Genomic DNA, 21,523 nt, shown 5'->3' on the forward strand with positions numbered 1-21,523 from the left:
GGTTTTGATGAGCACCGCAGAGCCCGGACGGGCGATCATCATCAGCAGTGGCCGGTGCGGCTCCACGTTGCTGTCCGACCTGATCGTCGCCGAGCCGCACACCCTGTCGGTTCAGGAGTTCTTCATGGCCACGCCGGCCTGGGCCAAGTCGGGCGCGGACATCACCGGTGCGGCCTACTGGGAGGTGCTGAGTAGCCCGAAGCCGGAGCTCAGCACCTTGTTCGCGATCGGCCTACCGCCCAAGGAGGTCCGCTACCCGGCGGACGGGCGTTGGTCCGGTAACCTCGCCGAACTGCCGCAGCTGCTGGCGATCACCCTACCGAAGTTGACCGACGATCCCGACGCGCTGTTCGACCAACTCGCCGCGCAGGTGCCCGACTTTCCCGAGCAGCCGTTCGCCGCGCACCACCGGATGTTCCTGGATCTGCTGACCCGGCTGACCGGCCGGATCCGCTGGGTGGAACGGTCCGGTGGATCGAGTCAGATCGCTCCCTATCTGTTGCGGTCGTTCCCGGACTCCCGGATCGTCTACCTGACCCGTAACTGGGCGGACACCGCCCGCTCGATGAGCCGCCACTCGTCGTTCCAACTCATCCAGCTCCGGCTGGAGTTCGTGTCCCGGTGCGGCGTCGACCCGTTTCAGATGACGCCCGACCAGCAGGTGCCGGCGGAGCTGGAACCGTTGCTGCCGGACCGGATCACCGCCGACCTGCTGCGCGAGCGCGGTCAGGACAGCACCCGCTACCTCGGGCTGTGCGCGTTCATGGCCGCGCAGGCCGAGCAGGCACTCGCCGACAGCGCGCCGGCGCACCTGCACACCATGACCTACGAGGACCTGGTCGCCGATCCGGTGACCGAGCTGACCCGGCTTGGCGAGTTTCTTGAGTTCGCCGACGCCGCCGGCTGGGCGGAGCAGGTCGCCGGCCAGGTCGCCCGGGGCGGCGCGGTCCGGCAGACCGCCGCCGCCTGACGGACCTCGTCCACCGCACCTACCTGTCCACCACAGTAGAAGGAGAGTCCGATTTGATGCGCAGGTTGCGCCCATCAGCGGGCCGGGCGGTCGCCGCCGCCGTGCTCGCCGGGCTGGTCTTAGCCGCGGGCCCGGCTGCCGCGGCCCCGGTGGCCGGCCCTGATCCCGCTGCGGTCACCGGCGGCGGACACGGCGGACACCACGGCAAGACCCGCTACGAGTCCACGCTGCTCGCCAAGGCGGAGTTCGACGAGTGCTTCGTCGACATCGGCATCGACTACCCGCCCGGCCCGCCCTGCGAGACCGGGCAGCCCAAGGTCAACCAGTCGTACGTCTGGGGTCTGACCCGCTATCAGGACAAGTTGTGGTTCGGCACCGGCGCGAACCCCAACTGCCTCACCAGCGGCAACAACCTGCGCAACACGAGTCCGACCCGCAACGCGGACTGGGTCTGTGAGTACGGGTACAGCCAGATCGCCCGGCGTAACCCGGACCTGCCGCCGACGGTCGGTGATCACCGGGCGCCGCAGGTGTTCACCTACGATCTGGACCGGCGCCAGCTCGTCGAACGCACCGATGACATACGGGCCGCCTCGGACGAGGACGTCAGCCGGCTGACCCGGACCGTCGGCTTCCGCGCCGCCGGCAGCCACCGGGGCGTCGTCCTGCTCGGCGGACCGGCGCTGGGTGCCACGGTCAACCTGTTCGCCTTCGACGCCAGCACCGGAGCCTACCTCGGCTCCCGCAACTTCACCGAATACGGCAACATCCGACACTTCGTCATCGCCGACGGCGAGCTGTACGCCGGCGTCGGAGTCGGCCCGAACGGTGGACAACGCGGACTGGTGTTGCGCTGGACCGGCAGCAAGGCCGACCCGTTCAGTTTCCTGCCGGTGGCGGATCTTCCCGCCCAGGCGGTCGACCTGACCGTGCATCAGGGAAGGATTTTCGTCACCACCTGGCCCGGCGCCGAGGACGCGCTGGCCACGGGGCCCGGGCCGGTGTCGCCGACCGCCGGCATCGCCGAGGCGCCCACCGAAGACGACCCGGTGCCGCCGAGCATCGCCGGTGTGTGGATGAGCCCGAAGCTTTCCGACAACGGCCCAGGCCTGGACAGCCGGGACGTGAACGGGTGGAGCAGGGTCTGGCACGTCATGGAGTACGAGCCGGATCCGATCATCGCACGTACCTACGGGTTGGGCGGGATCGCCTCCTACGGCGGGTACCTGTACTGGGGCACCATGCACGTGCCGCTGAAGTCGACCACCGTGCATCTCGCGGTGTATCCACCTGCGGACGAGGAGGGCCTGCGCGAGTCCGTCCGCAACTCCCAGCGCGCCATCGGCATCTTCCGGGGCAGCTTCGGCGACAGCCACCACGGCCAGGGCGGCCAGGCTGACCAGGACCGCCATGGAAACCACCACGGCAACCGGGTCGACCTGCTCTACGGCGCGGACGATCTACCCGCGTACGACCCGGCCGCCAATGACGGAGCCGGTGCCTGGGCCACCGTGTCGACCGGCTACACCCCGCTGTTCGGCACGTCCGGATTCGACAACCCGCTGCTGAACTACACCTGGAAGATGGCGGTCGCCGGTGGCCGGCTCTACGTCGGCACGATGGACTGGAGCTACCTGGCCAAGGAGTTGCAGCAGGAGGAGCCGGTGGCACCGACCGGTCAGCACGGCGACGACGATCCGGAGGAGCCGGAGGATCCCGAGCAACCAGAGGTGAGCTTCGGTGCCGATCTGTGGGTCTTCGAGTCGCCGCACCGTGCGGCCACCCTGGTGGACAATACCGGGCTCGGGAACTACCTCAACTACGGGGTTCGCAGTATGGCCGTGGACGGGTCCACGGTATACCTCGGTATGGCCAACCCGATGAATCTGCGGACTGATTTGACCGATGATGTTCCCGAGGGCGGCTGGGAGTTGATCAAGTTGACTCCGAAACACCACTGACAGGAGTTGGGTGAACGATGTCGCAGTACCGGCGCAGGCTGGCGATCCTTGTCACGATGGGTGTCCTCGGGACACTGATCGCAGGCTGTACATCGGAGCCGGACGCGGCACCGCCGACTGACTCGTCCGGGGAGCCGTCGTCGACCGACGGCGGTTCCCCGGGACCGGACGGCGTGCCGGGCCAGCCCGGCACGCCGCCACCGTCCGGCTCGTCGGAGCAGTCCATCACGTTCGACGGCTACGAGCGGACCTACCGGCTGTACCGTCCGGAGGGTCTGGCCGAGACCGAACCGGTTCCGCTGGTCGTCATGTTGCACGGTCTGCTCGGCAGCGGTAAGCAGGCCGAATCCTGGTACGGGTGGAACGCCGTCGCCGACCGCGAGGGGTTCGTCGTCGCCTACCCGGACTCGCGTAACCGTGCCTGGGCGGTGACCGAGGACTGCTGCGGTGCCTCGGCACGCGACGGCGTCGACGACGTCGGTTTCGTCGCGGCGTTGGTGGAGTCGCTCGGCCAGCGGCTGTCCCTCGATCCCGACCGACTGTATCTCGCCGGCGTGTCCAACGGCGGCATGCTCGCCTACCGGCTCGCCTGCGACACGGCGATCTTCGCCGCCGTGACGGCCGTGGCGACGACCATGCTCGGGGACTGTCCGGCACCGGAGCCGATCTCCCTGCTGCACGTCCACGGCACCGCGGACGAGACGATTCCGTACGGGGGAGGGCCGGGCCGTCGCGACGGAGCCAGCCGGGGCCGGCTACCCGACAAGACTGACGGCCCGGCGGTGCCGGATCTGGTGCAGCGGTGGCAGCGGATCGACGAGTGCGCTGCCGCACGCACCACCGTCGACGGCACCGTGACCACTTCGGCGGCGGACTGTCCGGCCGGCCGGGCGGTCACCTTGATCACGATCGACGGTGCCGGGCACCAATGGCCGGGATCGGAGATGGGCCCGGCGGGTCGGTTGCTCGGTCTCGATGCGCCCGCGACCGAACTGGATGCCACCACCACCAGCTGGCGGTTCTTCACCGCGCACCCGAAGCTTTCCTGAGCAGGAGAGGTCAGATGTCGAGTAGCGGCACTCCCGGCACGGTCGGCATCGCCGACGGCGCGGACAGCGTTGCGGCGGCCGACACCCCGACCGTAGCGACGACCGGCCAGGCCACCGCGTCGGCTCCGGCGGTCGAGGTCACCGACCTGGTCAAGCGCTTTCCCGGTCAGGACCGCAACGCGATCGACGGACTGTCGTTCGCGGTCCGCGCCGGCGAGGTCTTCGGCCTGCTCGGGCCGAACGGCGCGGGCAAGTCCACCACGGTCGGGGTGCTGACCACGACGGTCCGGGCCACCAGCGGCGTCGCCCGGGTCGACGGGATCGACGTGCTGCGCCATCCGGTCGCCGCGCGGACCCGGTTCGCGGTCGTCCCGCAGTACAACAATCTCGACCGGTCACTGACCCCCCGGCAGAACCTGCTCTACCACGCGGCGTACCACGGCGTGTCGCGCGCCGAGCGGCACCACCGGGCGCAGCGGCTGCTGACCGAGTTCGGCCTGGACAAGCAGGCCGACTCGCGGGTCGACTTCTTTTCCGGCGGAATGGCCCAACGGCTGATGATCGCCCGGGCGCTGATGCACGACCCCCGGGTGGTCTTCCTCGACGAGCCGACCAACGGGCTGGAGCCGCAGGCGAGGCTGCTGATCCGAACCCGGGTGCGGCAGTTGCGTGAGCGTGGCGTCACGGTCGTGCTCACCAGTCACGAGATGGCCGAGGTCGCCGAGCTGGTCGACCGGGTGGCGATCGTCGACCACGGTCGCCTGGTCACCCTGGACACACCCGCCAACCTGGTCCGTCGGCTCGCCGGGCGCGCGTTGCTCGAGCTGACCGTGGTGCCGGGCCCCGGCGACGACGCGTCCGGCCTGCTCGGGGCGCTCGGCGAGATCGACGGAGTCCGCAGCGGGGAAACCGCCGCCGGTGGGGACGTCGGGGGCGCGGGGGCAACGGCTACCGGCCCGGCGAACCCTCGGCTCGCGGCGCTCGCCGCGGATCCGCGGATCGCAGCCAAGATCGCCGCCGCGAAGTCGGACCCCCGGATGGCGGCGAAGATCGCGGCGGCCAAGTCGGATCCACGGTTCGCCGCGCTGATCGCGGCCCGGGCCGGAGTGGTGGCCGGCGCCGGTCAGCCGGTCGGTCCGGTGCGGTTGCGGTTGCACCTCGCCGCTGATCCAGCGGCCGTCCTGGGCCCGGCGTTGGCCGTGCTGACCACCCGGCAGGCCCGGTTGACCGACGTGCACATCGGCAAGCCGGGCCTGGAAGACATCTTCCTCTCGCTGACCGGGAAGGAAATCCGTTGACGCTGACCGACATCCCGGTCGACCGGCCGGCGGCATCGTCCGTGGCCGCGCCACGGCCACCGGTGGCCCGTGCCTTCGGCGCCATCCTGCTGCGCGATCTGCTGGTCTCCGGGAAGGACTTCTGGTTCATCCTCGCCCAGGTGCTGCTGACCCCGCTGTTCATGCTGTTCATCTTCACCCGGGTGCTGACCATGCAGGGCATCGTCGGTGCCGGCTTCGCCAACATCCTGCTGCCCGGCACGGTCGCCCTGGCGACCTTCACCACCTCGCTGCAGAGCGTGGCGGTACCGCTGGTCAAGGAGTTCGGGTTCACCCGGGAGATCGAGGATCGCCTGTTGTCCCCACTGCCCACCGCCCTGGTCGCGGTGGGCAAGCTGGTGGTGGCCACCATCCGGGGACTGTTCGCGGCGGCGCTGGTCTACCCGGTCGGCGCGCTGGTCGTCGGAACGGCGCCGGGGAGCTGGTCCGCCCTCCCGCTGTCGGTGCTGTTCGTGCTGCTCGCCGGCTGGGTGGCGGCGGCGTTGGGAATGACGCTGGCGACGGTGCTGCCACTGCAGCGAATTCAGGCGACGTTCTCGCTGTTCGTCACCCCGATCATCTGGACCGGCTGCGTGCACTATCCGTGGCAGCGCCTGGCGGAGATCCGGTGGTTCCAGGTCGCCACGGCGGCCAACCCGATGACGTACGCCGCCGAGGGGCTGCGGGCGGCGCTCGCGCCCCAGGTGACCCACCTGCCGGTCGGGGTCTGCCTGCTGGTGCTGGCCGCCGTGGCGGTGGTGACCACCGTCGCCGCGCTGTGGACGTTCATCCGCCGGGCGGTCAAGTGATCCGGTAGACCCGGCGGGCGGTGTCACCGAAGACCGCCGCCTGTCCGGCCGGCGGCAGTTGGGCACAGGCGTCGGACACCAGGTGGAGCCATCGGCGGTAGTCGGTGGCCAACGTCGCCACCGGCCAGTCGCCGCCGAACAGACACCGCTGTGGTCCGAACGTCGCCAGCGCATGACGTAGGTACGGCAGCAGGTCGGCGGCGACCCAGCCGGCCGGCGACTCGGTGGCCAGGCCGGACAGCTTGCAGAACACGTTGGGCAGGTCGGCGAGCCGGGCGAGATCGGCACGCCACGGGTGTGTGCCGCCGTCGGCGACCGGTGGCTTGCCCAGGTGATCGAGGACGAAGGTCACCTGCGGCACCCGGGCGGCCAACGCGGTCGCCTCGGCCAGTTGGTGGTGGCGTACGCACAGGTCGAAGGTGAGCCCGGCGTCGGCGAGCAGCCGTACCCCGGCGACGAAGTCGTCGTCGAGGCCGAAGCCGGCGGGTTCGTCCTGGATGTTGCGGCGCACCCCGGTCACCAGCGGATGGCGGCGCAGGGCGGCGACGTGGTCCGCGACGTCGGTGCCACGTTCCAACGAAACGTGCGCGACCATGGCGCGCAGCAGCGGCCAGTCCGCGGCCAACCCGCTCACCCAGTCGATCTCGGCCACGGCGTGTCCGTCGATCCGTCCGGCCTCGACGAACACCACGGCGTCGAGCCGGAAGCCGGCCCGGTCCAAGTCGGCCGTGGCGATGTCCAGATCGGCGGGCAGGTAGCTGCGCCGCAGCGGTGGCGCCGTGGCGTGCCAGGGGTAGTCGAACCGGGCCGGATCCCACAGATGCAGGTGCGAGTCGACGACGGCGACTGCCGTGGTGCCGGTGCCCGGCTGCGCAGCTGTCGGTTCCATGCCACCTCTGTCGGCGTACGGCGGTCGATCGGTCGATCCGATCCTCGCCGATCCCGGCGGCGCGGTAAAGCGCGGTGGGAAGCGCCGTAGCGGCGTCGCGGGCGGGTGCGGCCGGCCAGCGGCCCGCTTCAGGTGAGTTCCTGGAGTTGATACCAGCGGCGGGCCGCGGTGCGCGCCCGGTCGAACAGCGCGATCGGCGCCGGCTCCGGTAGCGGCGGGTCGCCGTCCTCGGAGCCGATCGCCGCGTCCATCGCCGTCCATGTCTGGGTGACGACGGTGGCCAGTCGGTGCAACTCGGCCGGACTACTGCCCAGGCGCAGCGCGGGAAACTCCTCGGTCTCCTCGTGTAGCAGGTGGCGCTGCAGGTCGGCGGCGAGCTGGGCACATCGTTGCGAAAAATCGGGGTGATCGACTCCTAGCAGATAAAGAGCTGAAATATCGTGCTTTGCCTGGTGTTCCTCCTGCTCCCGTCGCGCCACCAGGTGCTCGGCGTACATGACCCGGCCCAGCACGATGGGGTGGACGATGACTTCTTCGATGCTTTCGTGCCAGGCGATCACCCGGACCAGTCGTCGTAGTAGCCGTTCCCGGTCGGTGTCCGGGGCCGCCGCCAACTGCCGAAACAGGTCACGGACCTGCTCGTGCTGGGAGATCAGCAGGTCCACCAGGTCTGGTCCCGGTCGCTCCGCCATGGCGTCGGCCCTCCTGGTCGCGGTCAGTTCTCATTAAAGCCCGCATAGCGGCTCACCATCGCGTTACGGTCAATCGCGGCAGAGCGCGGGAGAGGGGCATTACGGGGAAGGTGAGCATGGCGGAGCGAGTCATGGCCCGAGCGGCGCTCGTGGCACCGGTTCGGCCCGGCGCCACCGGCGCCGGTGGCCGCCATGCCGGCCCGGTCCGACGGGCGGTTCCCGGGAACTCGCTGAGCCGGCTGCTGCGTACCACTGACGCCAAGCAGATCGGCCTGCTCTATCTGGTGACGTCGTTCGGCTACTTCGTGGCCGGCGGGTTCATGGCGCTGCTGATGCGGGCGGAGTTGGCCCGACCCGGCATGCAGATCCTCTCGCCGGAGCAGTACAACCAGTTGTTCACCATGCACGGCACGATCATGATGTTGCTGTTCGCCACCCCGCTGGTGTTCGGGTTCGCCAACTATCTGGTGCCGCTGCAGATAGGTGCCCCCGACGTGTCGTTCCCACGACTCAACGCGTTGGCGTACTGGCTGTACCTGTTCGGCGGGCTGCTGGTGATGGGCGGTTTCCTCACCCCCAGCGGGGCACCGGACTTCGGATGGTTCGCCTACACCCCGCTCAGCGGCATGGAGAACACTCCGGGGGTCGGCGCGAACATGTGGATCGTCGGGCTGGTGGTCTCCGGCCTCGGCACGATCCTCGGTTCGGTCAACATCATCGCCACCATTCTGACGCTGCGCGCACCCGGGATGACCATGTTCCGGATGCCGATCTTCACCTGGAACATCCTGTTCACCGCGGTCCTGGTGATCCTGGTGTTCCCGCTGCTGGCCGCGGCGCTGCTGGCGCTGCTCGCGGACCGGATGCTCGGCGCGTACGTCTACGCTCCGGAGACCGGCGGGCCGATGCTGTGGCAGCACCTGTTCTGGTTCTTCGGTCATCCCGAGGTCTACATTGTCGCGTTGCCGTTCTTCGGGATCATCACGGAGATCATCCCGGTCTTCTCCCGCAAGCCGGTTTTCGGGTACAAAGGCCTGGTCGCCGCGACGATCGCGATCACCATCCTGTCGATGAGCGTCTGGGCGCACCATATGTACGGTACCGGGCAGGTGCTGCTGCCGTTCTTCTCGATGCTGAGCTTCCTTATCGCCGTGCCCACCGGGATCAAGTTCTTCAACTGGATCGGTTCGATGTGGAAGGGGCAACTGACCTTCGAGACGCCGATGCTGTTCGCCGTGGGTTTCCTGGTCACCTTCCTGCTCGGCGGCCTGACCGGGGTGCTGCTGGCCAGCCCGCCGGTGGACTTCCACGTCACTGACAGCTACTTCGTGATCGCCCACTTTCACTACGTGCTGTTCGGGACGATCGTCTTCGCCGCCTTCGGCGGGATCTACTTCTGGTTTCCGAAGATGACCGGACGGCTGTTGGACGAACGGCTGGGTCGGGCGCACTTCTGGACCATGTTCATCGGCTTCCACGCGACGTTCCTGGTCCACCACTGGCTCGGCACCGAGGGCTTTCCCCGTCGGTACGCCGACTATCTGCCGACGGACGGTTTCACCACATTGAACACGATCTCGACGATCGGATCGTTCGTACTCGGCGCCTCCACGTTGTTCTTCCTGTGGAACGTGTGGAAGTCCTACCGGTTCGGCGAGCAGGTGCATGTGCATGATCCGTGGGGGTTCGGCAACTCCCTGGAATGGGCGACCACGTGCCCGCCGCCGCTGCGAAACTTCGACCGGCTGCCACGGATCCGCTCCGAACGCCCCGCCTTCGAGGCGAAGTACGGCGTTCTCGCCTCCGACCTGGGTGGCGACCTGCCGCAGGGTGCCGCCGAGCCGCCGCAGCACCTGATCGACGAATTCCACCGGGACCAGGCTCGCCACGGTCGGGGGCCGGCCGGCCTGGCACCGGAGCGGGCGGTGGTGATGGCCACCTTCACGCCGGACCCGGTGTCCGGTGCCCGGCCCGTCCAGGTCCCGCAGGCCGAGCATGTCCGTCGGCCACGATTCGAACACACCACGGAGCCGGAGAATCCGTTCGGCGCCGAGCGCAGCCCGCAGGAGCCCACCGAATCCCCGCCCGGATCCTCCTGATCGGTAGCGGGCCGTTCCACCTCGTGCTGTGCAACCTCACTCGGCAATCTCACTCGGCGATCGCCTCGCCGGCCTGCCGGATTGCGGGCCGGATGCGCTAACGTCCCAGCCCTGGTCGTCCTGACCAGTGCGGATTGCCACTGAGGAGGCGCAGATGTTCGAGGAGTTCGCCGGGATACCCGCCCACCCGCTGCTGCTGCACGCGGCGGTGGTCTTCGTCCCGCTGCTGGCACTGCTGACGATCGCGTACGCGCTGATTCCGGTGATCCGTCCGCACACCCGGTGGGTGCTCGCCGTACTGGCCGTCGTCGCGCCGGTTTCGGCACTGGTGACGAAGCTTTCCGGTGACGCGTTCTTCGCCCGGATGGACGGTGCCGGTCGGATCACCGACAGTTTCCGCCCCGTCATCGAGGAACATGAGCAATTGGGCAACCTGACCCTCGTCGCCACGATGGTGCTCGGAGTACTGACGCTGGCGCTGGCGTATCTGGTCGCTCCGCGGGTGGTGGCGGCCGCGGGTGCGTCGGCGGGCGGTGGCGGGCGACTGCTCCCACTGGTGGTCAGGATTTTGGCTATCGTCGCCGCCGGGGTTAGCGTCTACTTCGTGGTCCGCGCCGGCGACTCGGGCGCCAAGGCGGTCTGGACCGGTTACTGACAGTAGGTCCGCGCTGCCACGCGGATTCGGGAAAATGGATTCTCGGCCGGCGGATGAACTGATCATGTCGGTCGACCGTGTGTCGGGGTATGGCACCGAGGCGGGCGGCGCCGGTGGCCATCTCTGACGGAGGAACAGTGACGGTAAGCGCACGCAGCGATGTGGTCCGGTCGGTCCATGCACCGAGTATCGGTTTGCTGGCCCAGATCGGGGTCTTGATGGCACTCGACGCGACGACCGGGCTCGGGGTGGCCGGATGGCTGGCCGGTCTGGCGTACGGGGCCGCTACCTGGGCTCTGCTGATCAGGGCGTTGCAGCATCCCGACGTGGTCGGCTGGGGACCGGCGGACACCGTGACCCTGGCCCGGGGGACGCTGGTCGGGGCGGTGACCGCGCTGGTCGCGGACTCCTTCTTCGGCTCGGTGCCGGTCGCGCTGCTGATCGCGCTCGCGGCGCTCGCGCTCGCGCTCGACGGCGTGGACGGGCAGGTGGCCCGGCGTACCGGCACCTGCTCGCGGCTCGGTGCCCGGTTCGACATGGAGACCGACTCGGCGCTGGTCGTCGTGCTGAGTGTGTTCGTCGCCGCAACCCTCGGCTGGTGGGTGCTGGCCATCGGCGTGTTCCGGTACGTGTTCGCCGCCGCCATCTGGGTGTGGCCGTGGCTGCGCGCGCCGTTGCCACCACGGCTGAGCCGCAAGACGGTGGCCGCCACCCAGGGCGTGGCGCTCGTGGTGGCCGGGGCCGGCCTGCTGCCCGCGGTCCTGGCCACGGTGTTGCTCGGCGCGGTGGCGGCGCTGTTGGTGTGGTCGTTCGGCCGGGACATCATCTGGTTGCGCTGGGCCCGGGATCGCCCGGCGTCGGCCACGTCCACGCTGCCGCGATCCGTGGGCAGGTCGTTGCATCCGGACCCGGCTCTGCTGACGCACTCCGTGTCGGCTCACCCCGGGCCGGCCCACCCCGTGCCGGCTCGGTCGGGGATGGGCGGCAGCACGGCATAGACGTCACCGGAGTTGGCCGCGTGCGGCAGCCGCCGCAGGTGCGCGGCCATCTCCGCGCCGTCGACCCAGCGGCCGAAGGTCAGTCGCTGGCTCTCCCCGAGCGCGACGTCGAACCGGTAGTCGCCGAGCGCGGCGAGACGCCGCAGGCAGCGTGCCGCGGTGTCCCGTTGGATCGTGGTGAACTCGAAGGACAGCGCCGGCGGCGCGCCGGTCGTCCCGGCGAGCACCGCGTCCTCGTAACCTTCCACGTCGATCTTGACGAAAGCCGGCGTGCCGTACTCGGCGACCAGTCGGTCCAACGTGGTCGCCGGGACGTCGAGCTCACCGTCCCAGACCTGGCCCTCCCAGCCACCGGCGCCGTCGGCCGCGTCGACGAACCGGGCCGACGCGGTGGAGACCGTCGGGTTCGCGGAGTTGACGTACATGCGTACCGGGCCGGGTCTGTCGGCGCACGCGGCCTGGATCACGGTGACCTCGGGATCCTCGGCGTAGATCGCCCGGATCGCCCGGGCGCACAACGGCTGCGGTTCGAGGGCGACGACGCGGGCCCCGAGCCGCCGGAAGCTGCCCACCCGGTCGCCGACGTGCGCGCCGATATCGAAGACCAGCTCACCGGGACGCACGAACCGTTGGTAGAGCAGATCCATCGAGGCGTCCCGGTCCGGGTCACCGTAGTAGAACTCCAACGACCGGCGCAGCGCGCCCAGCTGCGGATCGGCGGCCAGCGCTCGGGCGAGCGCCGGGTGGGACGGCTGTTCGGTCGAGGTCACCGGCCGATCGTACGGTCCGCAGCGGCCTGGCTCACGGCAGGAGCGCCCAGCACCGGTCACCCACCGGCCCAGCGGATCGGTCCCAGCTCACTTCGGCCGGCCCGACGCGGGCGGCGACTGTCGAACGTTTTGGTACAGATCAAGTGCAAAAATATACGCCGTTGCCGGCCACCGTCAGGCGGGCCAGCGGGCACACTGCGTGGATGGCCTATCACGGTGAGCAGGTGCCCCCGCACCTGCTGATTAAGATCGAACACCGCGACGATCCGGTCTCGGCGGTAGCCGAGCAGGACGCACGGCAACGCGCCCGCAGCTACCCGACCCTGATGTGGGGTGCGCCGGTTTTCGGCTGTGCGGAGCAGATCGCCGACGGCTGGCGGATCATCAGCCTGCTCAGCGATCAGCCACAGGGTGCTCGCGACGGCCTTGCCTCGTACCTGCGGCGACTGCACGCCGAGACGGCGGACACCACGGCGAACTCCGCCATCCGCGAGGAGTACCGGTCGGCGTACGAGAAGCTGGACTGGGAGCCGGTCGACGAGACGATGGCGGCCGGCTGCCGATACCGCATCATCCGGGCCCAGACCTTCATCCGGATGGGACCCGACGGGCCCGAGCCACCCCGGCCGACCGACCCGGACCCGTATCCGCCGCAGGACCCGGCCATTCGGCTGTCCCGGTTCGAAGGGTTCGTGATCGACCCGGCCGCGGCCACCGGACTCAGCGGCGCGCTGCTGCGGATGGAAATGGCACCGGCGTACCACAAGTCCGGCACGGATGTGCCCGACGACGTCCGGGCCGACTCCGAGGCCGCGCTGATCAGCCACCCCAACGTGGTGATCCTGCCGGCCTGTTTCACCGTCGGCGAGCAGGTCGACGGCCGGTGGCGGCCGCGTTCGACCATGACCTATGCCACGCCGCAGGGTGCCCGCGATTCGGCGACGTTCAGTTGGACCGACGTGATGCCCGCCGAGGACGCCACCCACGAGGAGATGATGGCGGCGTTCCGTCGCGCCCTTGCCGAGCGCAAGCCACCGGAGACCGACGAGTTCGAGGTCAAGGGCGTGCGATGCCGGGTGACCCGGGTGGAGAGCTTCGTGCGCGTCGGTGCCGACGGCCCGGAGGGACCCCGACCCTCGGACTGGGATCCCGATCCACCTCCGGCACTGCATGTGCAGCAGCTGCGCGAGCAGGGGTTGATGCCCGACCCGGACTGAGCCGACCCTTACGACGGACCGGTGCCCGGCGAGGCGGTCGGCGCGGGCGCATCCAGCCGTGGCCCGGGCCGCCCGCGCAGCACCCGGGCCACCACCGTCGGTCGCACCACCGCAGACAACGGCGCGACCAGGTGCAACACGTCGGTGAGTACCTCACAGACGTACGGGTCACGGTTTGCCACGTCGGCCATCCGGTCCAGGTACCAGCGGGCCAGCGCACCACCGCGTGGTCGTGGTCCGACCGTGCTCGGGTAGCGCAGGTCGGCACCGGTGGCGATGCGCCACGGCGCGTCGCTGCACCGGGCCACCCGTGCCTGTACAGCGCGGCCGAACCGGCCGCCGTGGCGGCGCAGATGTGCCCCGAGCACCACCGCGTTGCGGGCGGCGACACTCATGCCCTGCCCGTACACCGGGTTGAAGGTGCAGGCCGCGTCGCCGACCACGAGAAACCCGTCCGGCCAGCGGGGCATCGTCTCGTAGTGCCGCCGGTGGTTGGCCGTACCGCGGAAGCCGTGGATGGCCGAGTCCGGGATGGCGTTCTTGATCGCCTCGTACAGCAGCGGGCTGCGCATCTCCCGGGCGAACTCGAGAAAGCCGGCCTCGTCGGTCGGTGGGCGGTCCCCGCCGAGGCCGCCGAGGGTCACCATCCACCGGCCGCCCTCGATCGGATAGAGCACCGCGCCACGGCCGGTGTGCGGTGGTTCGGGCATCAGCACGATGTTCTTCCAGCCTTCGACCGCGTTCGGCGCCAGGACGTAGCGTCGGCTGGCATAGCTCAGGCCGGAATCGACCCGGGTCTGCTGCGGCTCGCCGTACCCGAGCCGTGCCAGCCACTGTGGAGTGCGCGATCCGCGTCCGCTGGCGTCCACCACCAGATCGGCGGTGAGCCGCTGCTGCAGCGCGCCGGCGGAGCCACGTGGCCGCACGACGACGCCGGTGACCGCGTCGCGGCCGTCGGCGCCGATCAGTTCCATCGCTTCGTGCGCGGGCAGGAACCGTACCCGCGGATCGGCGGCCAGCCGGTTGCGTACCGTCCAGTCGAGCAACTCCCGGCTGGTGCCGACCAGCCGGTGGGTGGCCGCGAAGCGTTCCCGCCAGCCGGTCGCGGTCAGGTAGAGCACGTCGGTCGGTGTGTCCACCACGACCGCCCCGGCTTCGTACAGCTCAGTGACCAGTCCGGGGAAGAGTCCGTCGAGTGCCCGCTGTCCGGCGGTGACCAGTACGTGCAGGTGGTGGGCCTGCGGCACGCCGGAGCGCACCGTCGGCACGTCCGGGAACCGGTCCCGGTCGACGACCGTCACCTGGTCGACGTGGTCGACCAGGGCACGGGCGGCGCAGAGCCCGGCGAGGCTGCCGCCGATGACGACGGCATGGCGTGACATGCGTGCTGATCGTGGCATTGCTCCATCGTCGCCGATCCGTCCGCTGTGGCCTACCGCGGCCCGCCGCCGGCACCGCACCACGGCGGGGGTCCATCAGCGATGCAGTCGACGGTAGACCGGCGCCAGCCGCCGATGCAGGTCCCGGTAGATGCCGAAGATCTCGTCGTAGCGTGCCCGGTGCGCGGCGGTCGGGGCGAAGACCCGATCTCGGCGCATCAGGGCGGGCAGGTCCCCGAACGAGAGCCGGCCTTCGCCGACCGCGCCGATCCATCCCGCGCCACGGGCGTTGACCGCCACCGGGTCGGCGTCCCGGCGGACCTCGACGCCGAGCACGTCGGCGAAGATCTGGCACCAGGCATCCGAGCGGGCACCGCCGCCGGTGATGGTCAGCGACGTCATCGGGGAGCCGAGGAACCGGTCGACCGCACCGGTCAGCCAGCGCGTGTTGAGCGCCACGCCCTCGAACACGGCCCGCAACAGGTCGGAGCGGTTGGTGTCCAACGAGATGTTGAGGAAGCCGGCGCGCAGGTCACGGTCGTCGACCGGGGCGCGTTCGCCGTACAGCCACGGCATGTAGAGCACCCCGTTCGCGCCGGCCGGTACGGTCGGGATGATCATGTCGAAGGCGTCGAAGACGGACCGTTCGTCGCCGCTGAGGTGCCCGGCGCCGAGCAGCGGGTCATCGTACTCGACGATCTTGTCCTTCAACCAGGTCAGATTCGCCCCGGCGGTGGCCTGCAGCGCGGTCATCAGATAACGGCCCGGCACGGCGCACGGCACCGCCGCGATCTGCGCGCCCACATCGGTCTTCTTGGCCGGTACGTGTGCGGCGATCCACGACGAGGTGCCGAGATACAGGTGCGGATCGTTGTCGGCGGTGGTGCCGGCACCGACCGCCGCCGCCGTGTTGTCGATCGCGCCGGCCACCACCCGCACCGTCGCCGGCAGGCCCAGATGGGCGGCGGCGGCCGGGGACAGCGTGCCGATCACCTCGGTACAGGCCACGATCGGGGGCAGCTTGTCCGGATCGATGCCGCAGTCGGCGACCAGCGCGGCGGAGTAGCGGATCTGGTCCGGCCGGCGGTTGTCGGTCACCCACGAGGTGAGGATCGAGTCGACGGTGGCCACCGTGCGCCCGGTCAGCTTCAGGTTGATCCAGTCCAGGACGTTGAGGAAGGTGGCGGTCCGCGCGTACACCTGTGGCATCTCGTCGCGGATCAGCAGCATGTGCGCGGCCGGGTCCTTGCCGGTCGGCGACGGCATGCCGCCGGTGAGCCGCAGCCAGCGGACGATCCGACGCACCGACATCCCGTCGTACGCCGGGAAGCCGCCGAACTGTCGGCGCAGGTTCGTCGCACCGCGCATGTCCAGCCAGGTGATGCAGGCGGTCAGCGGCTCCCCGGCGGCGTCGACCGCGATCGTGCCCTCGCCCTGGGTCGAGGAACAGACGGTGGTCACCGCCCGCAGGTGTTCCGGATGGGCCCGGCCGAGGTCGGCCACCACCTCGGCGAGCGCCCGCCACCAGGCGGGCGGGTCCTGCTCGGCGCCGCCGCCAGGCGTCACCCGCAGCGGCACCGACCGCTCGGCCCAGCCGGTGACGGTACCGTCGGCGGCGACCAGCGCCGCCTTCACGCCGGAGGTGCCCAGGTCGACGGCGAGCACCTGCGGCGGTGTGGCCGGCACCGCTCAGACCCCTTCGACCTGGGCGAACACCTGGTCGAAACGGGTCAGCGCGGCGTCGATCACCTGGTCGGTGTCGGCCATCGAGGTGTACATCCGCGATCCGGCCAGGGTGATGACGCCGTGCGCGGTGTACGCCGCGCCCATCTGCTCCATCAGCCGCTTGCGGGCCTTGTTCTCCTTGAGCAGCTTGATCGGGTTACGCATGTCCATCAGCATCACCCCGCTGCATTCCAGGTGCACGATCGACCCCTGGTTGTACGCCACGTACGGCAGCCCGTAGTTGTCGATCAGCCGTTGCAGCCCCCGGGCCAGCCGGTCGCCGGCCCTTCCCGCGATCACCGGGGCGTTGGTCCGGGCCATCTCGGCGATGGCGAAGTAGCCGGCCGCGCAGGACAGCGGATTGGCCGACAGGGTGCCGCCGACCTGGACGTGCGCCCCGTTGCGTCCGTCCAACCCGGAGCCGAACACGGCCATCACATCGGCCCGACCGCCGACCCCGCCGGCCATCGGATACCCGCCGGCGACCGCCTTGCCGAACACGGTCAGGTCCGGGGTGACGCCGAAGTAACCGGCCGCCCCGCCCAGCCCGACCCGGAACCCGGTGACCACCTCGTCGAAGACGAGTAGCGCGCCGAACTCGTCGCACAACTGCCGGACCCTGGCGTTGAAGTCACGCGGCACCGGGCGGGTGCCCGACTCGGGGCCGAGCGGTTCGACGATCACCGCGGCGGTGCCGCCGCGCACCCGGTTCTCGATCAGCTTGCGCCGCAGCGCGCCGAGGTCGTGCGGGAAGACCTCCCGGGTGTTGGCGGTGGCGCCGAACGGGATGCCCTTGGCGTTCATCCGGTACGTGCCGGGCACCCGCAGGCCGTACACCATGGTGTCGGACCAGCCGTGATAGGCGCCGCCCACCTTGATCACCATGCGCCTGCCGGTGAACGCGCGGGCACCGCGCACCGCGGCCATCACCGCCTCGGTGCCGGAGCCGAGCGACCGGTACATCTGCACGTGCGGCAGGTAGTGGTGGATGATCTCGGCGAGCTTGAGCTCGTACTCGTGGAACAGCCCGGTCACCGGGCCGGACTCGCTGATCACCTCGGCCACCCGCTCGTTGACCGGCCGGTAGTTGCTGCCCAGGATCGTCGGCCCGCCGGCCTGCAGGAAGTCGATGTAGGTGTTGCCGTCCCGGTCGGTCAGGTAGGCACCCTCGGCGGAGTCGACGGCCAGCGGGAACGGGTAGTTGAACGCCAGGTTGTGCTGTACTCCGCCGGGGATGCGCCGCCTGGCCCGGTCGGTGATCTCCTTGCTGGCCTGGCACTTGGTGGTGAAGTAGGCGAGCACGTCGAGCATCGCGTCGTGGCGTAGCCCGCGTACCGGCTGGGCGACCAGGGCCTTGAGCCGGCGCATCGTGTCGTCCACGTCGAGGTACTCGCTGATGGCGTAGCCGAGTCGGGCCGACTCGCTGCCCGGCGTCTCGGCGGTCGTCGTGTCGGGCCGCACCGGGCCGGCCACGGCGAGTTGGGCGGCCACCGCGTCCGCGCTGGGCAGTTCCTCGGCGACCGGTACCCGCACCGGCGGCACCGACTCGGTGATCTGCGCGGCGATCCGCTTCTCGTCGGCACGCAGCTTGCGGAACGCGATCTCCCGGATCGCGGTCGGGATGGTGTGCACCTTGCCGGCCTCGGTGGTCAGCGCCAGCAGATAGGCGATCGACACCTTCTCCAGCAACGCCATGTTGAACACCGCCCGGTCGGGGTCGGTGCCCAGCGCGACCACCCCGTGATTGGCGATGATGAACGCGTTGTCCCCGCCGGCCACCTTCTTCTGCACGTTGGTGGCGAGAAATCCGGTCCCCGACGGCGCGTAGTCGATGATGGCGACCTGACGGCCGAGGAAACGGACCTGTTCGTCGGTGAGTGCCGGGATCGGCTTGCGGAGGAACGCCAGCGCCGAGGCGTACGGCTGGTGGGTGTGCACGACGGCGTTGACGTCCGGGCGCTGCCGGTAGATGTTGGCGTGCATCCCGGCCTCGATGGACGGGGCCAGCCCGCTACCGGTGTCGTCGGGCGAGTGCTCGTCGTCGACTCCGACCGGCCGGCCGTCGAAGTCGACCAGACACACGTCCTCGACCCGCATCCGGTCGTAGTCGTAGTTGCTGGGCGTCACCGCGTACAGCCGGTGGCCCGGCACCCGGACCGAGACGTTGCCCTCGGTGGCCTTCAGATACCCCCGGGTCAACATGATCCGGCACATGTCGACGACGTGTTGGCGGGAGGTGCGGTGTCGCATGGCGGTCTCCTCGGGCCGGGGCACGGACGCTCTCATCCTGGCGGCAGGGCGGCCGGCGGATCACCGTCATCCGGGCAGCGAGATGGCCGCACCGGTTTGTCATGTCGTGACAACGCGGCGTGCCAAGATGGCGAGGTGCCGGTGCCGCCGCTGATCTCGACCCCGTGGCGGCGGCTGCCCGCCGAGCTGGCTCCGGCGATGCGTTCCCGCCTGCCTGCCGTGGTCCGGGCGGTCGCCACCACCGTCACCCGGACCACGCCGGCGTTCGCCGCCGCCGAACACGACGCGAAGCTCCAGCGTGACGTGCGGACGGCGGTCGAGGTCGCGCTGGAGCGATTTCTCGATCTGGTCGGCACCGACGAGCCGGCGCTGCCGCCGCCGGTACGCGAGGTGTTCGTCTTTCTCGGCGCGGCCGAGGCCCGCGAGAACCGGGGTCCGGAGACGCTGCTGGCCGCGCTACGGACCGCGGCCCGGCTGCTGCTGCGGCAGGTGGGCGAATCGCTGGCGGCGCTCGGCCCGGTCGATGCCGACCTGCTCATCGACTGTGCGGACGCGGTCAGTGCCTTCGTCGACGAACTGGTCGCGGCGAGCACCGACGGCTTCGCCGAACAGGTACGCGAGCAGGCCGGGGAGGGGGAGCGGCTGCGCCGCCACCTCGCCGAGCTGCTGCTCGGCGGCAGCGCCCCGGCCGGCGCGGTGGCGAGCGCGGCCACCCGCGCCGGCTGGCCCGACCTGGACGTGGTGGTGCCGGTGGTGCTGCCCGCCGAGCAGGCCCGCGACGTCCGGTTCCGGTTCGGCGGCGACGCGATCGTGGCCGAGCGGGGCCGCGACGCGGTGGTACTGCTGCGCGCGGGTGTCCGGACCGGGCGAGCCGCTCTCGCCGACGCGCTGCGCGGTCGCGGCGCCGTCGTGGGTCCGGCACTGCCGTGGCCCCAGCTGCCGCCAGCGGTACGGCTGGCCGAGCTGGCGTCCGGCGTCCCCGGCGTCCCCGCTGCCGCCGCTGTCCCAGCCGTCCCCGCTGTCGCCGCATCGGCTCCGGAGGCCGTGTTCGCCGAGGACCATCTGGTGCACCTGGCCCTGCAGGGCGCCCCGGACGCGCTGGCGGTGCTGGCCGCCCGCCGGCTGGCGCCGCTGCACCGGATGCGGCCGGCGCAGCGGGAAAGCCTGCTTGCCACCCTGCAGAGCTGGCTGCGGCACTGGGGTTCACGGACCGCGGTGTCGGCCGAGCTGTTCGTCCACCCGCAGACGGTGAGTTACCGACTACGCCGGCTGCGGGAGCTGCTCGGCGACGACCTGGACGACCCGGACCGCCGCTTCGAGCTCGCCCTGGTGCTGGCCGCCCGGCTGGGCGGCTGACGCAGCCGGGGCGCCGTGGGGTGTCACCGGTAACGGCGCCGCCGCCAGGCCGACTCGCGCGCCTCGTGGGTGAGCCGCTCGCGCAGGCTCTCCCGGCGTAACCGCCGCCGCGAGCCGGACAGCAGCACCAATTCGGCGAGCACCAGGCAGACGCAGACGCCGGTGAGCAGGGCCAGCCCGGCGAGTGCGGGTATCCGTACCGCCACCGGGGCGGTGACCGCCAGTCCGGCGATCGCCACGACCCGACTACCGGTCACGGTGCCCAGCGTACGTAGCTGGAAGCCGAGATGGCTCAGCAGGAACAACGCGAGGCCGCCGAAGGCCAGCGGTACGGCGGGGCCGTCGACCGGGGCGGCCAGGTCGATGTCCGGGGTACCCAGCTGGTGCAGCACCTCCTCCATACCGAGCGCGACCAGGATCAGTCCGGCGATCATCGGTAGGTGCAGGTAGGCGTACGCGTCCCGGGCGAGTCGGGTACGTGGCTCGCCGTGCGCGCTCGCGTGGAACGCCTGCACGGCCGCCGGCGCGACCAGGTCGAAGTACAACCACCAGACGGCGGCGGTGACCGCTACCGCGAAGCCGGCGCCGAACACGGCCGGCCAGGTGATCGGTCGGTCGATCAGGTCGCTGCCGACACCGATCGAGATGATCAGCTCGCCGAGCGCGACCATGAGAATCAACTCGAACCGCTCCACCCAGTGGTTCGCCGACAACACCGCCCAGCCCTTGCCGGCCAGGGCGAAGCCCGCGGCGTACTCCACCGCGAGGGCGGCCAGCCAGCATGCGGCCTGCAGCCGGAACGCGGTGTCCGGGGCGAACCCGTGGTACGGGATCAGGCCGGCCACGACGAGCAGGCTGGTAGCCAGCAGCGGCGGTGTGAACAACCGGAGCCACCGGGGGCGTGCCGCCTCCTGCGCGGTGCGGGCCGCGAACCAGTAGAGCGTCAGGTGCAGACCCCGGATCAGCAGGTAGCAGCAGGGCACGACGAGCGGGCCGGGCAGGCCGCCCGGTTCGTCGATGAAGGCCTGCGGAATGCTCAGCGAGGTGATGAACACCGCCGCCATCGCCATGAACATCGCCAACGGGGCGGACCCCTCGCCGACACGGACCCGGTTGGCGAGCACCATGTGTGAACACCACGCCCACCAGAGCAGAGCGAGAACGAGCATTCCGGCGATCAGGCCACGGCCGGTCAACTCACCGGCGGTGACCCGGGTGATGTTGTAGAACGCGAAGACGTAGACCAGGTCGAAGAAGATCTCCAGACGGTCGACCCGGGCACCGGGCCGCACCAGATGCAGGCCGCCGGGACCGACCTGCTCGATCCTCTTCACACACCGGGAGCGTAGCCCGGTGCCCCGCCGGCCGTGGCGGAACCGGATTCTGGC

Annotated in this window: 17 protein-coding genes; 10 read left to right on the top strand and 7 right to left on the bottom strand. The window is 70.5% G+C overall.

Annotated features, from left to right (window positions below):
* Positions 1 to 7 precede the first annotated feature (7 nt).
* Genes ACN27F_RS32330 through ACN27F_RS32350 form a run of 5 tightly spaced genes read left to right on the top strand, consistent with a single transcriptional unit; the run spans position 8 to position 6,105 of the window.
* A complete protein-coding gene (locus ACN27F_RS32330; RefSeq protein WP_421439253.1) occupies positions 8 to 970 on the top strand; it encodes a sulfotransferase domain-containing protein in 963 nt (320 codons plus the stop codon).
* Positions 971 to 1,026: 56 nt separating this feature from the next.
* The gene (locus ACN27F_RS32335) at positions 1,027 to 2,931 is read left to right on the top strand and encodes a hypothetical protein (RefSeq protein WP_421439254.1); all 1,905 of its coding nucleotides are present in this window, start codon (positions 1,027 to 1,029) and stop codon (positions 2,929 to 2,931) included.
* 17 nt (positions 2,932 to 2,948) lie between these two features.
* Positions 2,949 to 3,980: an alpha/beta fold hydrolase gene (locus ACN27F_RS32340; protein WP_421439255.1), complete on the top strand. Its 1,032-nt coding sequence runs from the start codon at positions 2,949 to 2,951 to the stop codon at positions 3,978 to 3,980.
* 14 nt (positions 3,981 to 3,994) lie between these two features.
* Complete coding sequence (locus tag ACN27F_RS32345; RefSeq protein WP_421439256.1) at positions 3,995 to 5,278, top strand: ABC transporter ATP-binding protein; 1,284 nt, start codon at positions 3,995 to 3,997, stop codon at positions 5,276 to 5,278.
* Positions 5,275 to 6,105: an ABC transporter permease gene (locus ACN27F_RS32350; protein WP_421439257.1), complete on the top strand. Its 831-nt coding sequence runs from the start codon at positions 5,275 to 5,277 to the stop codon at positions 6,103 to 6,105. The genes ACN27F_RS32345 and ACN27F_RS32350 overlap by 4 nt, the downstream gene beginning before the upstream one ends.
* Here the strand turns inward: ACN27F_RS32350 and ACN27F_RS32355 are convergent.
* Positions 6,098 to 6,994, bottom strand: coding sequence for an amidohydrolase family protein (locus ACN27F_RS32355; protein ID WP_421439258.1), 897 nt, complete (start codon positions 6,992 to 6,994; stop codon positions 6,098 to 6,100). The genes ACN27F_RS32350 and ACN27F_RS32355 overlap by 8 nt on opposite strands.
* A gap of 128 nt (positions 6,995 to 7,122) precedes the next feature.
* Entirely contained in the window at positions 7,123 to 7,686 is a 564-nt protein-coding gene (locus tag ACN27F_RS32360; protein ID WP_421439259.1) for a hemerythrin domain-containing protein, read from the bottom strand.
* Positions 7,687 to 7,802: 116 nt separating this feature from the next.
* Here ACN27F_RS32360 and ctaD point away from each other — a divergent pair, with 116 nt between their 5' ends.
* From ctaD to ACN27F_RS32375, 3 genes are all read left to right on the top strand, one after another.
* Positions 7,803 to 9,785 (top strand): cytochrome c oxidase subunit I, encoded by a 1,983-nt coding sequence (gene ctaD / locus ACN27F_RS32365; protein ID WP_421439260.1) that lies wholly within the window; start codon positions 7,803 to 7,805, stop codon positions 9,783 to 9,785.
* 154 nt (positions 9,786 to 9,939) lie between these two features.
* A complete protein-coding gene (locus tag ACN27F_RS32370; protein ID WP_421439261.1) occupies positions 9,940 to 10,440 on the top strand; it encodes a hypothetical protein in 501 nt (166 codons plus the stop codon).
* Positions 10,441 to 10,577: 137 nt separating this feature from the next.
* On the top strand, positions 10,578 to 11,438 hold the full coding sequence (locus tag ACN27F_RS32375; RefSeq protein WP_421439262.1) for a CDP-alcohol phosphatidyltransferase family protein: 861 nt from the start codon (positions 10,578 to 10,580) through the stop codon (positions 11,436 to 11,438).
* On the opposite strand, the gene ACN27F_RS32380 is transcribed toward ACN27F_RS32375, so the two are convergent.
* A complete protein-coding gene (locus ACN27F_RS32380) occupies positions 11,378 to 12,208 on the bottom strand; it encodes an FkbM family methyltransferase (RefSeq protein WP_421439263.1) in 831 nt (276 codons plus the stop codon). The two genes, ACN27F_RS32375 and ACN27F_RS32380, sit on opposite strands and share 61 nt — an antisense overlap.
* A 203-nt stretch (positions 12,209 to 12,411) precedes the next feature.
* Between ACN27F_RS32380 and ACN27F_RS32385 the strand changes: the two genes are divergently transcribed.
* Positions 12,412 to 13,425, top strand: a complete 1,014-nt coding sequence (locus ACN27F_RS32385) for a DUF5954 family protein (protein ID WP_421439264.1) — start codon at positions 12,412 to 12,414, stop codon at positions 13,423 to 13,425.
* An 8-nt stretch (positions 13,426 to 13,433) separates the two neighbouring features.
* Here the strand turns inward: ACN27F_RS32385 and ACN27F_RS32390 are convergent, their stop codons facing one another.
* From ACN27F_RS32390 to ACN27F_RS32400, 3 genes are all read right to left on the bottom strand, one after another.
* On the bottom strand, positions 13,434 to 14,807 hold the full coding sequence (locus ACN27F_RS32390) for an NAD(P)/FAD-dependent oxidoreductase (protein ID WP_421439265.1): 1,374 nt from the start codon (positions 14,805 to 14,807) through the stop codon (positions 13,434 to 13,436).
* Between the two features lie 93 nt (positions 14,808 to 14,900).
* On the bottom strand, positions 14,901 to 16,490 hold the full coding sequence (locus ACN27F_RS32395) for a xylulokinase (protein WP_421439266.1): 1,590 nt from the start codon (positions 16,488 to 16,490) through the stop codon (positions 14,901 to 14,903).
* A 3-nt stretch (positions 16,491 to 16,493) separates the two neighbouring features.
* On the bottom strand, positions 16,494 to 18,779 hold the full coding sequence (locus tag ACN27F_RS32400) for an aminotransferase class III-fold pyridoxal phosphate-dependent enzyme (protein WP_421439267.1): 2,286 nt from the start codon (positions 18,777 to 18,779) through the stop codon (positions 16,494 to 16,496).
* A 135-nt stretch (positions 18,780 to 18,914) separates the two neighbouring features.
* On the opposite strand from ACN27F_RS32400, the gene ACN27F_RS32405 reads away from it, so the two are divergent.
* Positions 18,915 to 20,135, top strand: coding sequence for a helix-turn-helix domain-containing protein (locus ACN27F_RS32405; RefSeq protein ID WP_421439268.1), 1,221 nt, complete (start codon positions 18,915 to 18,917; stop codon positions 20,133 to 20,135).
* A gap of 23 nt (positions 20,136 to 20,158) precedes the next feature.
* On the opposite strand, the gene ACN27F_RS32410 is transcribed toward ACN27F_RS32405, so the two are convergent.
* Positions 20,159 to 21,469 carry a low temperature requirement protein A gene (locus ACN27F_RS32410; protein ID WP_421439269.1) on the bottom strand — a complete coding sequence of 437 codons (1,311 nt, stop codon included), beginning with the start codon at positions 21,467 to 21,469 and terminating at the stop codon, positions 20,159 to 20,161.
* Between the last annotated feature and the right edge of the window lie 54 nt (positions 21,470 to 21,523).

Origin of the sequence: Solwaraspora sp. WMMB335 (assembly GCF_049179075.1) — a bacterium.
GTDB lineage: Bacteria > Actinomycetota > Actinomycetes > Mycobacteriales > Micromonosporaceae > Micromonospora_E.

What these genes read in the sequence shown, in the direction of transcription:
- ACN27F_RS32370 (WP_421439261.1), top strand. Translation starts at nt 9,940, where the DNA reads ATGTTCGAGGAGTTCGCCGGGATACCCGCCCACCCGCTGCTGCTGCAC.
- ACN27F_RS32330 (WP_421439253.1), top strand. Translation starts at nt 8, where the DNA reads ATGAGCACCGCAGAGCCCGGACGGGCGATCATCATCAGCAGTGGCCGG.
- ACN27F_RS32355 (WP_421439258.1), bottom strand. Translation starts at nt 6,994, where the DNA reads ATGGAACCGACAGCTGCGCAGCCGGGCACCGGCACCACGGCAGTCGCC.
- ACN27F_RS32390 (WP_421439265.1), bottom strand. Translation starts at nt 14,807, where the DNA reads ATGTCACGCCATGCCGTCGTCATCGGCGGCAGCCTCGCCGGGCTCTGC.
- ACN27F_RS32340 (WP_421439255.1), top strand. Translation starts at nt 2,949, where the DNA reads ATGTCGCAGTACCGGCGCAGGCTGGCGATCCTTGTCACGATGGGTGTC.
- ACN27F_RS32360 (WP_421439259.1), bottom strand. Translation starts at nt 7,686, where the DNA reads ATGGCGGAGCGACCGGGACCAGACCTGGTGGACCTGCTGATCTCCCAG.
- ACN27F_RS32400 (WP_421439267.1), bottom strand. Translation starts at nt 18,779, where the DNA reads ATGCGACACCGCACCTCCCGCCAACACGTCGTCGACATGTGCCGGATC.
- ACN27F_RS32345 (WP_421439256.1), top strand. Translation starts at nt 3,995, where the DNA reads ATGTCGAGTAGCGGCACTCCCGGCACGGTCGGCATCGCCGACGGCGCG.
- ACN27F_RS32335 (WP_421439254.1), top strand. Translation starts at nt 1,027, where the DNA reads ATGCGCAGGTTGCGCCCATCAGCGGGCCGGGCGGTCGCCGCCGCCGTG.
- ctaD (WP_421439260.1), top strand. Translation starts at nt 7,803, where the DNA reads ATGGCGGAGCGAGTCATGGCCCGAGCGGCGCTCGTGGCACCGGTTCGG.
- ACN27F_RS32385 (WP_421439264.1), top strand. Translation starts at nt 12,412, where the DNA reads ATGGCCTATCACGGTGAGCAGGTGCCCCCGCACCTGCTGATTAAGATC.